Source organism: Clostridium sp. (assembly GCF_030532265.1).
In the GTDB taxonomy this organism is placed as follows: domain Bacteria; phylum Bacillota; class Clostridia; order Clostridiales; family Clostridiaceae; genus Clostridium.
Genome location: NZ_JAUNLM010000014.1, coordinates 1 through 15,963, shown reverse-complemented (window position 1 = coordinate 15,963; position 15,963 = coordinate 1). Strand labels below are relative to the sequence as shown.

Annotated in this window: 15 protein-coding genes; 1 reads left to right on the top strand and 14 read right to left on the bottom strand. The window is 25.9% G+C overall.

The genetic code is table 11. The features are described from left to right. Positions 1 to 107: 107 nt before the first annotated feature. From Q4E08_RS05050 to Q4E08_RS05025, 6 genes are all read right to left on the bottom strand, one after another. A complete protein-coding gene (locus Q4E08_RS05050) occupies positions 108 to 1,046 on the bottom strand; it encodes a tyrosine-type recombinase/integrase (RefSeq protein ID WP_303129075.1) in 939 nt (312 codons plus the stop codon). Between the two features lie 413 nt (positions 1,047 to 1,459). Continuing rightward, positions 1,460 to 1,675 (bottom strand): hypothetical protein, encoded by a 216-nt coding sequence (locus tag Q4E08_RS05045; RefSeq protein ID WP_303129074.1) that lies wholly within the window; start codon positions 1,673 to 1,675, stop codon positions 1,460 to 1,462. Positions 1,676 to 1,784: 109 nt separating this feature from the next. After that, positions 1,785 to 2,570 (bottom strand): prolipoprotein diacylglyceryl transferase, encoded by a 786-nt coding sequence (gene lgt, locus Q4E08_RS05040; protein WP_303129072.1) that lies wholly within the window; start codon positions 2,568 to 2,570, stop codon positions 1,785 to 1,787. Positions 2,571 to 2,584: 14 nt separating this feature from the next. Next, positions 2,585 to 3,037: a nucleoside deaminase gene (locus tag Q4E08_RS05035; protein ID WP_303129070.1), complete on the bottom strand. Its 453-nt coding sequence runs from the start codon at positions 3,035 to 3,037 to the stop codon at positions 2,585 to 2,587. A 51-nt stretch (positions 3,038 to 3,088) separates the two neighbouring features. Next, a complete protein-coding gene (locus Q4E08_RS05030; RefSeq protein ID WP_303129067.1) occupies positions 3,089 to 4,339 on the bottom strand; it encodes an HlyC/CorC family transporter in 1,251 nt (416 codons plus the stop codon). Between the two features lie 227 nt (positions 4,340 to 4,566). Next, positions 4,567 to 4,956, bottom strand: coding sequence for a hypothetical protein (locus Q4E08_RS05025; protein ID WP_303129065.1), 390 nt, complete (start codon positions 4,954 to 4,956; stop codon positions 4,567 to 4,569). Positions 4,957 to 5,073: 117 nt separating this feature from the next. Here Q4E08_RS05025 and Q4E08_RS05020 point away from each other — a divergent pair, with 117 nt between their 5' ends. Next, entirely contained in the window at positions 5,074 to 5,637 is a 564-nt protein-coding gene (locus Q4E08_RS05020) for a hypothetical protein (RefSeq protein ID WP_303129063.1), read from the top strand. A gap of 67 nt (positions 5,638 to 5,704) precedes the next feature. Here the strand turns inward: Q4E08_RS05020 and Q4E08_RS05015 are convergent, their stop codons facing one another. From Q4E08_RS05015 to Q4E08_RS04980, 8 genes are all read right to left on the bottom strand, one after another. Continuing rightward, a complete protein-coding gene (locus Q4E08_RS05015) occupies positions 5,705 to 6,634 on the bottom strand; it encodes a 2-dehydropantoate 2-reductase (protein ID WP_303129062.1) in 930 nt (309 codons plus the stop codon). A gap of 657 nt (positions 6,635 to 7,291) precedes the next feature. Then, positions 7,292 to 7,486 (bottom strand): hypothetical protein, encoded by a 195-nt coding sequence (locus tag Q4E08_RS05010; RefSeq protein WP_303129060.1) that lies wholly within the window; start codon positions 7,484 to 7,486, stop codon positions 7,292 to 7,294. Between the two features lie 264 nt (positions 7,487 to 7,750). Then, positions 7,751 to 9,184, bottom strand: a complete 1,434-nt coding sequence (locus tag Q4E08_RS05005; protein WP_303129059.1) for a response regulator — start codon at positions 9,182 to 9,184, stop codon at positions 7,751 to 7,753. Beyond that, positions 9,162 to 10,853, bottom strand: coding sequence for a sensor histidine kinase (locus tag Q4E08_RS05000; protein WP_303129058.1), 1,692 nt, complete (start codon positions 10,851 to 10,853; stop codon positions 9,162 to 9,164). Before Q4E08_RS05000 ends, Q4E08_RS05005 begins: the two co-directional genes overlap by 23 nt. 134 nt (positions 10,854 to 10,987) lie before the next feature. Next, entirely contained in the window at positions 10,988 to 11,698 is a 711-nt protein-coding gene (locus Q4E08_RS04995; protein ID WP_303129057.1) for an MgtC/SapB family protein, read from the bottom strand. Between the two features lie 65 nt (positions 11,699 to 11,763). Beyond that, positions 11,764 to 12,837 carry an ABC transporter ATP-binding protein gene (locus Q4E08_RS04990; protein WP_303129056.1) on the bottom strand — a complete coding sequence of 358 codons (1,074 nt, stop codon included), beginning with the start codon at positions 12,835 to 12,837 and terminating at the stop codon, positions 11,764 to 11,766. A gap of 23 nt (positions 12,838 to 12,860) precedes the next feature. Continuing rightward, complete coding sequence (locus tag Q4E08_RS04985; RefSeq protein ID WP_303129054.1) at positions 12,861 to 14,561, bottom strand: iron ABC transporter permease; 1,701 nt, start codon at positions 14,559 to 14,561, stop codon at positions 12,861 to 12,863. Between the two features lie 98 nt (positions 14,562 to 14,659). Further along, the gene (locus tag Q4E08_RS04980; RefSeq protein ID WP_303129050.1) at positions 14,660 to 15,691 is read right to left on the bottom strand and encodes an ABC transporter substrate-binding protein; all 1,032 of its coding nucleotides are present in this window, start codon (positions 15,689 to 15,691) and stop codon (positions 14,660 to 14,662) included. Positions 15,692 to 15,963: the final 272 nt, after the last annotated feature.

Below are 15,963 nucleotides of genomic sequence, written 5' to 3'. Positions count from 1 at the left end.
ATAAAATTTACTTAACAAATACTTTAATTTTATGATTAATAAAAAAGACTCTTAATAACTATAAAAACTATAATTATCAAAAATCTTTTTAATGTATTGACAGTAGTCTATTTTTTTATTTTTATATACTCTTTTTTCTTTTGTTGAACAGTTTCTAATGGATTAAATCTATCAAAATTCTCTTGTAAGTCTGTAGAAAACATATTTACATAGTTTTTAACTATTTTCATATCACTATGTCCAAGCATTTTTTGTAATCTAAAGACATCAGATCCATTTAAAATCATCATCTTTGCAAATGTATGTCTCCATCTATGACATCCTGTTTTTTCTATACCTCGTCTACGATTATAATTCATAAGAGTATGAGATAAACTTCCTGGCTTTAATTGTTCTCCATATGCATTAGGGAATAAATACTCATTATCACTTATATAAGCTATATATTCAACTAAAATCACTTGCAATGTTCCACTAATTGGTACTGCTTGTTGTTTTCTATTTTTTGTATGACTATAGTATATTAATCCATTATCTAAATCTATATCTTTAACTTTTATGTTCACTAATGTACTTGCTCTACATCCTGTTGCTAATAAGAAGTTACAAATAACCCAATTTCTATACTCATAAAATGGGCATTTCTTAATATTAGGCTTTTTTAATAAAACTTCTATTTCTTCCTTCGTATAAGTTTCTATAATATCTTTATTTTGCTTTATTTCAGATATTTTAAATTCATCTAAATAATCTAACTTCATAAAATAATATAATACTGCTCTAATGCCTCTGATATTTGTATTTATGCTTACCTCTTTTTGACCTTTACTCTTACAGTAAATTATGAATCCTTCAATTGTCTTTAAATTAATTTCATCTATATATCTATCTGCATTAAAATAGTCATTCCAAGTATATTTAATAATATCATTATAATGTTTTATAGTTGCTGGTCTTAAATTTCTAACCTTACAGTAATTTATAAATTCATCATAACCTTCACTAAATTTCTTTTTGTTATTTTTCAATGCTATTTTCTTTCTCATATTCTCTCTCCTAAAGCTAAATTTTAGTATTCTAAAACTTAATTTTAGGCATCAAAAAAGGAACACGATTATTTGATTTTTATTCAAAATATCGTATTCCTTACACATCTCTTATTTTTAAATAGATTCCTCGTGAACCCTTGATTTATCTACAAAATTGGATTGACCACGGTAGAGTTTCCCCTACACACGCGTTCCAGGCGTGCTCCTTCGACCACTCGGACATCTCTCCAGATTAAAAAACTTAAGCTTAAATAGTTTAACCTATCTAAATCTTAATATATAAATTATATTATAAACGTATTAAATTTTAATACTGTTTCATTCTATCATAAATGTTATTTTAGTTCAATAGAAACATTTTCTTTATTAAAAAGTATTAATACATAAAATAATTAACTATAAATTTCTTATTATTTTTTATCTTCTGTTTCATTTAATTCTTTATCTCTATTTTCCTTTTCCTCTTTAAACATTTGTTTTTTCATTTGACCATTTATAAGTAAAATAGGCATTAAAAATACAAATAAAGCAATTCTTATTACTCCTGTTTTTGCAACAAATATTATACAAATAAGTACTAACAATTCTATTACAGTTAGTACATTAGATATTTTTCTCATTTCCATAGTATATCCCCTAACTAAAAATATTTATTTTAAATTATATCAAAAAATTATTAATTTTACATAAATAAAAACTAATGTATATAATTATATACATTAGCTTTTATAAATTTTATCCAAAAATCATTCTCTCTTTATTTTTCCTTATAATAATTATAATAAATATTATACCTAAAATAATTCCTGCAAATGAAATTAATTGAGCTATTCTAAACCCAAAAAACATTAAGCTATCTGTTCTTAACCCCTCTATAAAAAATCTTCCTAATGAATATAAAATCATATAAGAACTTATTACAATGCCTTCATATCCTTTTTTTACTTTATAAAGTATAATAACCAATACTATACAAACTAATAAATCCCATATTGATTCATATAAAAAGGTTGGGTGATAATACTCACCATCTATAAACATACCACGTTGAATAAATAATGGAAATTTTGATATAAATTCCTTAGAAACAAGTCCTCCATGAGCTTCACTATTCATAAAGTTACCCCATCGTCCAATCCCTTGAGCTAATATTATTGATGGTGCAACTAAATCTGCATAAGCTAAAAAATTTATCTTTTTAATCTTAGTATAAATAAAAGCAGCTAAAAAAGCTCCTATAAGTCCACCATGAATAGCAAGACCACCTTGTCTTATATTAAATATATCAATAAAATTATGTTTATAATTGCTCCATTCAAATATCACATAATAAACTCTAGCACCTATTATTGCACAAGGAAATGCAATTAAAAATATATCTATTAAGTTTTCAAACTTTAAACCTTTTCTTTTAGAATTAAAATAAGCTAATATAAATGCTAATATTATACCAAATCCTATTAATACACCATACCACATGATATCAAAGCCAAATATTTTAAAAGCTACAGGATCATTCATAAAATTTCTCCTTTCTATTTTAAGTTTTTCTCTTTTCTTCTCTTCCTAAAAAATTCTTTTAATAAGTTGCTACACTCTTCATTATATACCCATTCAATATCAATAAAAGTATCTAAATATTTATTATTTACAATATCTACAACCGTTCCACACGCCCCCATATCCTTATTAAATGTACCTATGTATAATTTAGAAATTCTACTTTGAATTATAGCACTAGCACACATAGGGCAAGGCTCTAAAGTAACATACATAGAAGCTCCATTAAGTCTCCAATCCCCAATAGTTTTGCAAGCATTTTCTATTGCAATAATTTCAGCATGAGATATAACACTTTTTTTAGTTTCTTTAAGATTATACCCACTTCCAATAATTTCATCATCTTTTACTATAATAGCTCCAACAGGTACTTCCATTAAGTTTAATGCTTTTTTCCCTTCATCAATAGCTAATTTCATATAATCCAAATAATCACCACTTTAAATATAATTAAAGGACAGATTATCTGTCCTCTAACTTTAAGTATATATTCTTACCTTTAAAATTCTATTTTTTTCAACTTCTTCAACTACAAATCTTATCTTTCCAATCATTACTTCTTGGCCCTTACTAGGAATTGTACCAAGTTCTCCAATAATTAAACCACCTACAGAATCAAATTCTTCTGACTCCATATTAACTCCAATAAGATCACTAACATCATCTAGCCTAGCACTTCCATCAACAACATATTCATCTTCTTTAATGACTTCAATCATTTCTCTTTCTTTATCATATTCATCTTCAATATCACCAACTATTTCTTCTACTAAATCTTCAATTGTAACAATTCCTACTGTACCACCATACTCATCAAGAACAACAGCCATATGATTTCTAGATTTTTTCATTTCATTAAAAAGTTCAATTATTTTTTTAAATTCAAACGTATATAAAGGTTCACGCATATATTTTTTAGCATCAAATTCTTCACCTTCATATCCAGCTATAATAAGATCTTTAACATTTATTATTCCAACTACATCATCTATTGTATCATCATAAACAGGAATTCTTGAAAATTGATCTTCTTTTATTACTTTCATAAGTTCTTCATAACTTGAATTAACTTCTACAGCAGTAATATCAACTCTTTGAACCATTACATCTTTAACCTGTAAATCACCAAAATCAAAAACATTAAATATCATCTCTTTTTCAACATCTTCAAGTACACCTTCTTCTTCGCTTACACCAACCATTGTCTTAAGCTCTTCTTCTGTAATAAATGGTTCAGTAGCTTTTGGGTCTCCCCCTAAAAGTTTAATAAATACTGCTGACACAACAGTAAATATGGATACAAAGGGTTTAAAAATAAAAACACAAAATTTTATTGGTTTGCTAACTTTTAATGATACATTTTCTGATTTTTGTTTTGCAATAGACTTAGGTGTAATTTCACCAAATATAAGTATAAGAACCGTCATTACTCCTGTAACAATAGCAACAGCTGATTCACTTCCACCTGAAATCTTAACAGCCAACGAAGTAGCTATAGCAGATGAACCTATATTAACTATATTATTTCCTATTAAAATAGCTCCTAAAAGCTTATTTGGATCTTCTATTAATTTTTCTACGAGCTTAGCTCCTTTTACCCCTTCTTCAACCATGTGTCTAATTCTAATTTTACTTAAAGACATTAATGCTGTTTCTGACATTGAAAAGAATCCAGAAAGAATAAGTAGCACTATTAATAAAATTATTTGTCCCGTATAACTAGAGTCCAAAAATTATCACTCTCCCATAATTCAAATTAAATATATTATTTTTCATTATATCATAGAGAAAAAGATTTACATATATACAAATTCAAACCTTTGGTTTGAATATGTTAAAATTTTAACTATTTTTATTGCTATTGTTATATATTTAACAATACCTTGTATTTTTATGTCGTAAAAAGTCTTATTAAGCTAGTTATACCAACGCTTTGAACTTTGTCGATTTTTGTTAGTTATTTTTTTAACAAATACTTTTTTGCTTCTATTTCTAACTTTTTTTCTAAAATTTTTACTACATAAGGTAAATTGTCTCTCCCTTTATTTTTTATCAAGTCTACATTTTCTATTCCTATTTTCCTAATTTTATATGCCCAATCAATTATGTTTTCTTTATTCTGCTTATTTTCATCATAATTTATAATTACAAAACCATTATTCGAATCTAAATAAACTTCTGTAATTCCATTTAATTTTGATATAGCCTTCTTAAAAAGCTTCTCATACTTGTTATATTTACTATCAATATTTCTTAAACACCTCATTTCCATAATAATTTTTCCTTTCTCACATTTATGGATATTTATCTTTATTAATTTATCAATTATCTTTGATTGAATGCTCATATCTCCTTCTCCATTATCTTAAAGATTTAAAATTATATAATTATTTATATTTCTTCTATCTTATGTATATTCAAAGTAATATACTTAATTTATAGAATTTATTTGGAGGTGTTAATCTTGAATATTTTAAATACTTTTATAAATAATTTATGTGGAACTTTTGACAACAAGAATCAAGTAAGTCTAGAACTAAAGGAAAATAAATTAATTCATCCTAAAGCTATGCATATAAATGGTATTTGCAACGATAAAATTTTTAATATTCCTACTAATTTTCATGGATTTTTTGTATTGGAAGAAAGCTATTACGAAATAGGTAACTTTAAAAACTCTCTTCCACACTTATTCTTATTCAACTTAAATGCTGATGGAAATATTGTTTTAACTTCATATGATATTCCTAATAATATTAAAAAAGAAGACTTTAGAAATGATAATTTAAATTTAAAAATGAATTTTAATGACTTAAAAATATCTGAAAAATTCACCCCAATGACTTATATTTATAAAAATGGTGAATTTAAAGGGGAAAGCATAAGCTATTTTAATTCAGAAACAACATTTATTTTAAAAGAAACCGTAAAAGATAATATTTTAGAAGTTAGTGAAGTATTTAAAAAAGATGGAAAAATAACCTTTGGATTTGAAAGCCCTATAATTTATGAGAAAATTTCTAAATAATATTTATTTTATAAAAATAGGATATACTCAATATTTTGAGTATATCCTTTATTATTGATTTTTATATTTATTTAACTAATAATTGCTCTTTTCCATGAATAAAACTAGTAATCAAATCATTATAAGGAGTATTTATATTTAATTCTTTAGCCTTTCTTGATACATACCCATTAATATAATCAATTTCTGTAAGACGATGATGTTGAATTAAATCTTGATGCATTGATGGATAATGCTCCCCAGCCTTATTTGGATCATAAATATTCTCAATTCCTTTAGCAATTTCTTCAACATCAAGCTTTACTCCATAATATTTAGCAACTTCAGAGAATTCTTTAATTATTTTACGTATAATACTTGCAGATTCTTTAATTTCACCAAATTCTTTTATATTGCAATCTAAAATTGTACAGCAACTATTTAACGTTCCATTAACACATGCCTTACGCCATATAGAAAATAAAACATTCTCGCTATAATGTGCATTTAAACCAGCTTTATTTAAAACCCTGCAAATTTTCTTTGCTTCATTATCCATGTTAGGATAAATATTTTGTACCTCTAAACTACCATCACCTGTTAATGTAACATGTCCTGGACCTACTAATCCAGCTGTCCATAAAGTTACTCCCATAAAAATATTTTTCTTATCAACATGCTTTGCAACTGTATCTTCATGTCCTAATCCATTTAATAAACACAATACCTTTGTATCTTTACCTAAAATTCCTTTTATAGATTCTAACATACTTTCAAGCCCCATTGATTTAGTAAAAAGTATAACTAAATCTGGTGTTTCTTTTGCATCTTTAGGTAATACAGCTTTAATATTAACTTGTTTACTTATTTTATTTTCCTCAATTGTTAATCCTTTTTTATTGATAGTATCTACATGTTCTTTCCATAAATCTATTAATAAAACTTCATTACCTGCTTCATGTAGCATATACCCAAAACGTGAGCCCATTGCACCGGCTCCAGCAATTGCAATTTTCATTTGATAATTCACTCTCCTATTCTCATTAGTCAATTTTATAAATTATATGTTTAAATATGTTATCCTCATATAAGTGTATAACTTTTCTACAGAGTAAATCAATAAAATACATCTAAAAATGTATTATTAAAAACTCCATTATAACTTCTAAAATTATACATACAGTTACTTCATTAATAGCATTTATTATATAAACGCCTATAACTGTTTATATTTCTCTTTCTGCAAAAACTTTTTTAAATAACTTTTAAGCTTCCATTTAATTTTCTAAGCCTTATTTCTTTTGCTCATTTTTACATTATTTCTTAAACTTATTAGTTCCTTATATAAATTATATAAATTTTTTAAGTAAAAAAATTTATCTTCAAAAAAATAAAAGACCTTACAAAAAATTAGGCCTTTTATTTTAAATAATTTAGAGATATATCTTTATAATATAGTTGTATTAAAACTATAAATAACTATTAATATGTTACTTATAATTTATTATTAGCTTTTCTACTTCTTTTATTATGATAATTATATATTTGCATAATTATTTATTTAAAATATATTGCTGATTAATTTAAAGAAAATATTTTAGAATCTAAAGAATTAAATCAAAAAGAAGGTTTTATATTATATAAAGTATAAATTAATTTAATTAAACTTAAACATTTAGTAAAGAAAGCTAATTAATTTTAAAATACAACCTAAAAACAAAGAAATATATGTTACAGTTATCATTCTTAAATTAATAATATCAAACAATAAGTATATAAGTATATGCCCAACTACAGAAATTATACAAACACTAGATAAAATACCAACTACATACAACCCTAATGACTTATTATTTAATACCTTACTCATAAAAAATCTCTCCTTTATACAAAATTTATTTATATTAAGTCGCTTAAAGTTAAGTATCAATTAAAAAGCTTAAATGTAAGTTATATTAAGATTTCAATAAATTAGTGATAATCTAGTAATTATATAAAGTTATCTTTATATAATTATACAACAATATTTTACATTTTTGTTATATAAATATAACATTTTTATATAAATCATTAAAATTGTATATATTTTTAACACTAAAATATTATTAATAATTAAATTGAGCTAGATAATTATCTAGCTCAATTTCCTTTTATATTCTCTTGGATTAAAACCTGTATATTTTTTAAAATTTATAGAAAAGTTTCTATAATCTATATAGCCAACTTCTCTTGATACCTCTTTAATTTTCTTACCTTTTTTCAAAAATTCTATAGCCTTTTCCATTCTTACTTTAGTTAGATATTCATTAAAACCTACTCCAACAGTACTTTTAAATCTTCTACTAAAATAAGATTCATTCAAATATAATTCCTTTGCTACATCTTTTAACTTTAAATTTTCCATATAATTATTTTCTATAATCTCTATACATCTATCAATACTTCTATCTTCTCTAATCCAACAAGATTCTTTTTTTATTTCAATATACCTTTCTGACTCTAATATTACTATACTTTTCAAATAATCTATAGTTAACCCTATTTCTTTAATTTCAATATTATTTTCTTTATTTTTTAAAATATCAATACTTCCCCTTAATTTAAATAAAATATCCAATGTTATACTTGTACATATTTCCTTATTAATTCTATTATCCTTCAAAAATTTAAATAAATCTTCTATGCTATTTCTTATAAGTAAATTACTCTCTCCATTTAATGCTATATAAACCTTATCTAAATTATTTCTTATATCTTTTTCTGACATATTAATTCTCTCTTGATTTTTACTAACTATATTTCCATAACCTAAATAAAAAGTTTCTTCAATTAATTTTTTTCCTTCAGCATAACACTTAATTATATTATTTAATTTATGTGCTTTAGTTACAGCTATAGATAATTCTTTTTTACATATATCTTTAAATAAATGTTCCACATCTTTAACTTCTCCATCTATAACTAAAACAATTCTGTAATTATGAGGTTTTAATATGTAATATTTATTGTTAATTTTTAATTCCTTATAAATATTATCAATTAAGTTTTGTATTTTTTTATCATCTCTTTTATTAATATCTATAAAAGCCATAACTACACAATCACTTGTAAAATAATTATATATATCGGCTAAATTAGTTTCACCCCTTACAATATCTAATAATTTTCTATCTGGCTTAACAACATTATTAAATATCTCAAGTTTATTAATAGCTTTATTTACGGCGCAAATTAACTCTTCTTCATCTAATGGCTTAAGTATAAAATCTATAACATTTAGCTTTATTGCTTTTACTGCATACTTAAAGTCGTCATACCCAGTTATAACTATACCTTGTAATCTTGGAAGTTTACCCTTTAATATATTTAATAATTCAAGACCATCTATACAAGGCATATTTATATCAGTAATAACAATATCAGGCTTTTCTTTAATTGCAATTTCTATAGCCTCATTAGAATCAGTTGTTGATCCACAAATAACGCAACCAATTTCATCCCATGGAATAACTACTTCCATACCTTTTAATGAATATATTTCGTCATCAACTAAAAGAACTTTTTTCATTTACTGCCTCCCTTAAAGGTATTCTTATAATAAATACAGTTAAATTTTCTTCAGATTTATGACTTATACCATACTTTTCTCCATACTGTATCTTAATTCTAGTATCAACATTATCAATTCCAACGCCTTCTCCAGTATGTTTACTATTTCCTATACCTACCCCATTATCCTTAATTTCAAATACTATATCAGAACCTTCTATTTTTCCACTAATAATAATCTTCCACTTACCAGCTTTATTAGAAAGTCCATGAATTATAGCATTTTCCACGATTGGTTGAAGGGTTAATCTTACTATTTCACAATTTTTTATTTCATCCTCTATTAAATATTCAATATTTAGTTTATCCTCATATCTAACTTTTTGTATGTATAAATAATTATCTATAGCTTTGAGTTCTTCTCCTATAAGAACCTCATCTTCACTATTTTTACATGAATATCTAAAAAGTTTTGATAAAGCATTTATCATCTTTGTAACTTTATCCTTTTCACCTAACTTTACCATCCAATTAATAGTTCCTAGCGCATTATACAAAAAATGTGGATTTATCTGAGCTTTTAAAGCATTAAATTTAGCTTGATTTATTAATATTCTTTTATTGTAATCTTCTTCTATAAGCCTATTTATTTCTTGTATCATTGAATTAAACTTATCACAAAGTTCACCTAGCTCATCATCACCACTATACTTAACCTTTATATTACGATTACCATCCTCAATTTGTTTAATAACCTCACTCATTTCATGTACTGGATTTGAGATTCTTTTACTAATATTATAAATAACTATTGTTCCTAAAATAATTACAATTAATATCAAAATCAAAAATACCTTTATATTACTTAGTAACTCATAATACAAATCCTTTTTAGGAATGGTAGAAATAACATTAAATTTCTTTATATCTTTACTTGAATAATAAATTTTATCATTTTTATTAATTACATCATTTAAACTTTTCCCTACATTCTCTATATGGTTCCTGTCTACTATTATTTTATTATTTATATCAGTAACGTATATATTACTGTCCTTAAAAAAGGTTACATCATCAATATATTGATTAAAATATTTTTCTAAAATCTCAATAATTACATATCCTATAACCTTCTTATTTTTATCTACTATAGCCTTACCTAATACCAAAACTATATCCTGATGTAATTCACTATCAAATCTTCTATAAATCTTTTGATGAACTCTATTTTCATCTTCTTCTAAGCTTTTGTAAAAATCCCCATAAACATCTTTATATATTGGTTTATAATAATTAGTTGATGAATACCTACTTACCTTATTCTTGTCTATAATATGTATTGGCATTTTCATTGGCATTGTTGAAATTAAAGTTGAGGTTATATTATATAACTTTTGTGTATTTTTAAATTTTTTCTCATTATTATTTTTATCATCACTTTTAACTATATCTATAATTTCATTATTAGAAGATATAAAGTCAACCATATTACTAAAGCCAACCATTGAATTTGTTATATTTTCAGAACTATTTTTAATACTTGCTAAAGTAAATTTTTTTACTTCTTTTCTTGTTGAATTATAAGTATAAATTAAATTATAAAATCCAAATATTAAAAATGGACATATTGATACTATTATAAATGCAATTGTAATTCTATTTTTAAATGTACGATAACGTTTACTCATAATTTGATTATACATATAAAATAATATATTTTATGTTTTTATTAATCCAATTTACATATTGTTAATATTTAACTTATTTTATAATTCCATTTTAAACATAAAAAATGTTGCAAAATTAATTTTGCAACATTCTTTTAATCTTCTACTAACTCAACACTAAAAATGCTATCGCTTCTAGATAATTCGCTAATTAAATTGCTTATATCAATACTCCTAGGAATTTCAATAGTATATAAGCAGCTATCAACGTTATTATACCCTTTAATATTATCCTTAATGTAAAATTCTATATTCTTTATTTTTATAGCTTTTCTCATTAAGTAACTTTCAATATATTCTAACGCATCTTTTTTGTCAACATATGATACTTGAACCTTTATGCAATCTGGTTGAGTTATAAATTTATTTTGAAACTTCTTAAGTACCCCAAGAACTAATACTATACATATTCCTGAAAGTATACCTATAGAGTAATAACCCATTCCTATAGCCAATCCAACACAAGCAACTACCCAAATAGAAGCAGCAGTTGTAAGGCCTTTTATAGATCCTTTATCATGTAATATAGTACCTGCCCCTAAAAATCCAACTCCTGTTATTACTTGTGCTCCAAGCCTTGCGTAATCAACCTTTATAACATTACTTAATTCAGGATGTAATATTATATTATTCATTGCCGTTTCAGCCATATGAGATTGTATTAAAGAAACTACTGTAGCACCTACACATACTAATATATGAGTTCTAAATCCAGCAGGTCTATTTTTAAATTCTCTCTCATATCCTATAGCTCCCCCTATTAAAACAGCTAAAAATAATCTAATTACAATATCCCTTATCTCCATTATCGGCCTCCCCTATTTTATATATAATATAAAATAATATTTTAACTAAAGGGATATATCTAAATCTAAACAATATGAAGAACTTGTGGATTAAAATTAAGCTTGACCATATCTCCTTCTGAGAAATGTTCTTTTGCTTTAGGATTAGTTACTTCTATACAAATATTATCACCATTTACTTCAACTATATAATCCTGATATGATCCCATAAATGTTGATGATATAACCTTCCCTTCAAGTATTCCTTCCTTTCCAATTTCTATTGCTTCTGGTCTTAAAACTACACTAACTTCATCAGAAACCTTTTTATTTCCACTATAATTAAGTTTAAATTTGTTTTCGCCAATTTTAACTAAAGCTTTTCCGTCTTCTATCTTTTCAACTTTAGTTTTTAAAAAGTTTACATTACCTATAAATTCCGCAACAAATTTATTACTTGGTTTTCCATATACTTCTTCAGGAGTACCAACTTGTTCTATAATTCCATCTTTCATAATTATAATTCTATCTGAAAGACTCATAGCTTCTGATTGATCATGAGTTACATATATAGCAGTTATTCCTGTTTTCTTTTGAATTTTTCTTATTTCAGTTCTCATATAAACTCTAAGCTTTGCATCTAAATTTGATAAAGGCTCATCAAAAAGTAATACTCCCGGTTCCATAACTAATGCTCTTGCAAGGGCAACTCTTTGTTGTTGACCTCCTGAAAGTTGATTTGGACTTCTATTTTCCATACCTTTAAGACCAACAAGATCTATTATATTATTTACTTTTTCTTTAATTTCTTCCTTACTCATTTTTTTAAGCTTTAATCCATATGCAATATTATCAAATATATTTAAATGAGGAAATAACGCATAACTTTGGAAAACCATAGCTGTATCTCTCTTATCTGGTGTTAAATCATTTATTTTATCACCGCCAAGATAAATTTCTCCTTCTGTAGGTATTTCAAATCCAGCAACCATTCTTAATGTAGTTGTTTTACCACAACCTGATGGACCTAAAAGAGTTACAAATTCACCAGCTTTTATATCTACTGATATATTATCAACAGCCTTAAACTCTGAATTTTTATTATGACTTAAATATATCTTAGTTAAATTTTTTATATTTACACCTTTGCTTCTTTCCATAATTACTACAACTCCTTACTTTGTTATATAACACTATCACTTGATTTACTTACACCCATCTTACTTAACCCAAAATACATCAATGCTATAGCTATATAAACTATAACTATTAATACAGTTGAATATGCTGATGCAACACCAAATCTTCCTGTATCAACTTGTGAAAGTATTGATGCAGTTAATAATTGATACTTAGGTGTAACTAAAAATACTACTGCACTTACTGCTGTCATACTTCTTACAAATGTATATACTAATCCACTAAAGAAAGCTGATTTAATAAGAGGAAGTGTAACAGATGTAAATACTTTTTTAGAATTAGCTCCTAAATCTTGTGCCGCTTCTTCTATTGCTGGATCTATTTGTCCAAGTGAAGTTATTCCAGCTCTTATTCCTACTGGTAAACTTCTAACTACAAAAGCAATTACTATAATTAAACATGTACCTGTTAAAAGTAATGGTTTTGCATTAAACGCATTTATATATCCAAGTCCTAAAACAGTACCTGGAACTGCCATAGCTAGTAATGATACAAACTCAATGTATCCTCTACCAATAAATCTCTTTCTTGCAACTAAGAATGCTATAACCATTCCTATAATTCCTGTTATAGGTGTTGCCCAAAGTGATAATATTACTGTATCTTTTACTGATTCAAATCCTAAATCAAATACATATTTAAAATGCTCTAAAGTTAATGAATAATCTACACCCATTACCTTAAAGAATCCGCCTAACGGTATTAAAATATAAAATGCTAATACAAATATAGTAACTAATAAGCAGAATATATCTATTGGCCATACTATATTAGAATCTTCAATTAATATTCTTTCTTTTGATGCCTTACCTGTTACTGTTACATATGATTTTCTTTCAATCCAAAACTTTTCTAATACAAATAAAAGAACTGAAAGAACTAAAAGTATAACTGCAACTGCAGCTCCTCCACTCATATCATAATTTCCTATTGCTTGCATATATATTTTAGTTGCTAATGTTGAATAACTACCTCCAATAACCATAGGATTTGAGAAATCCGCTACTACTTCAATAAAAGTTAATAAAAATGCATTTGCAATCCCAGGTAGCATAAGAGGTAATGTTACTGTTTTAAAAGTTGTCCACCTTGATGCTCCCATACTTCTTGAAGCCTCTTCCAAAGCTGGATCAATTTTTTTAAGTAATCCAATTAATAAAAGATAGGCTATTGGAAAAAATGTCATAGTTTGAACCATTACAATGCCTTTAAATCCATAAATATTAGCATCATTCATTCCAAGTAATTGTCTAGTTATAATACCAAATTGTCCAAATAACATAATAGCTGATAATGCTAATACAAAAGGTGGAGAAATTATTGGTAATATAGATACTAATTTAAATAATTTCTTAAAATGTGATTTTATGTACGCATCTGCATAAGCAAATATAAATCCAATTATAGTTGATAATACTCCAACAGTTACTCCAAGTTTTATAGTATTCCAAAATGTTGCTCTAAAATCTAAGTCTTTTAAAACTTGATTATATGATGCAAAGCTAAACTCTTTACCTGCATCTATAAAACTTACCTTTAGTACTGAATACAAAGGATATAATATGAATATTGATAATGAAATTATAAGAAATATTATTGTAGTTAAAAGTATCGGATCTCTCCATATCTTTTTCATATCTCTTAATTCATGCTTTAGTTTTAACTTCCTAGTGTACATTGACATGATTATTTTCTCCCTTCAGCTTATAAAAACAACTAAACTTAGCAGGACAATATACTATTTATTAAATAGTATATTGTCCTTACCTTAAAATTTTAAATTTATTTTTTTATTGCTTTATTCCACTCTTCTACTAATTTACCTCTATTGCTTCCTGCCCATTCTAAATTATAATTTATAAGTTTAGTATCTTTAATTTCTGCTGCTTGACTTGGACTATTTGCAGCTGGATTTGTTAAAAATTGATATGAACCAACAGTTTGTCCTATTTCTTCACCTTTTTTAGATAAAACAAAGTCTACAAACTTTTTAGCTCCCTCTTGATTTGGAGCACCTTTTAATATACCAACAGCACCAACTTCATATCCAGTTCCTTCACTAGGTGCAGTTAAAACTAAATCCTTCATTCCTTCTTCTCTATATTTAATTGCATCATGTAAGAATGAAATACCAACCATAACTTCACCTTGTCCTGCCATTCTAGCTGGAGCAGTTCCTGACTTTTCATATGACTTAATATTTTTATTTAATTTAGCCATATACTCCATTCCCTTTTTTTCTCCCATAAGTTGAACAATAGTAGCAAGCATTGTATATGCAGTTCCTGATGAACCTGGATTTGCCATAGAAATTTGACCTTTAAACTCAGGTTTTAATAAATCTGCCCAACTTTTTGGAGCCTCTATTCCTTTTTCTTTTAATAATTTAGAGTTTGAAGCAAATCCTAAATAACCAACATAAATTCCAGTCCATAATCCTTTTGGATCTTTATATTTATCTGGTATTTCTTTTGCTTCTGGTGAATTATAAGCTTCTAATAATCCCTCATCTCCAGCTTGAACGAATGCATCTGCTGGGCCTCCAAACCAAACTGAAGCCTTAGGATTATCTTTTTCTGCTCTTATTCTGCCAAGTATTTCACCTGATGACATTCTTACCGCTTGTGCATCTATTCCTGTTTCCTTTTTAAATTCTTCAACCGCTTTTACCATATGATCTTCCATAAGACCACAATAAATTGTTAAAGTTTCTCCTGATGCCTTTTCTTCTTTTTTATCTGCTCCACACCCAGCAAATAAACCTAAACTTATAACTGCTGAAAGAGTTACAGCAATTAAACTTTTCTTTTTCATTATTATTTACCTCCTAATATTTCCTTTAACTTTATGTTAACGTATTCAAAAGTAATTTTTTAAAAAGAGGTAAGTTTTAATTACTTAAAAAGTAAAATTTTATTACATAATAAAAACTGAATTAAACTATTTCTAATGTACTAATACAAACTTTTGTCACCTTTTAAGCACAATAAAAAGGCTTAACCATTACGGTTAAGCCTTTTCTTATATATAAGTGGCACTCCCAACAGGAATCGAACCTGTATCTATCCCTTAGGAGGGGATTGTTC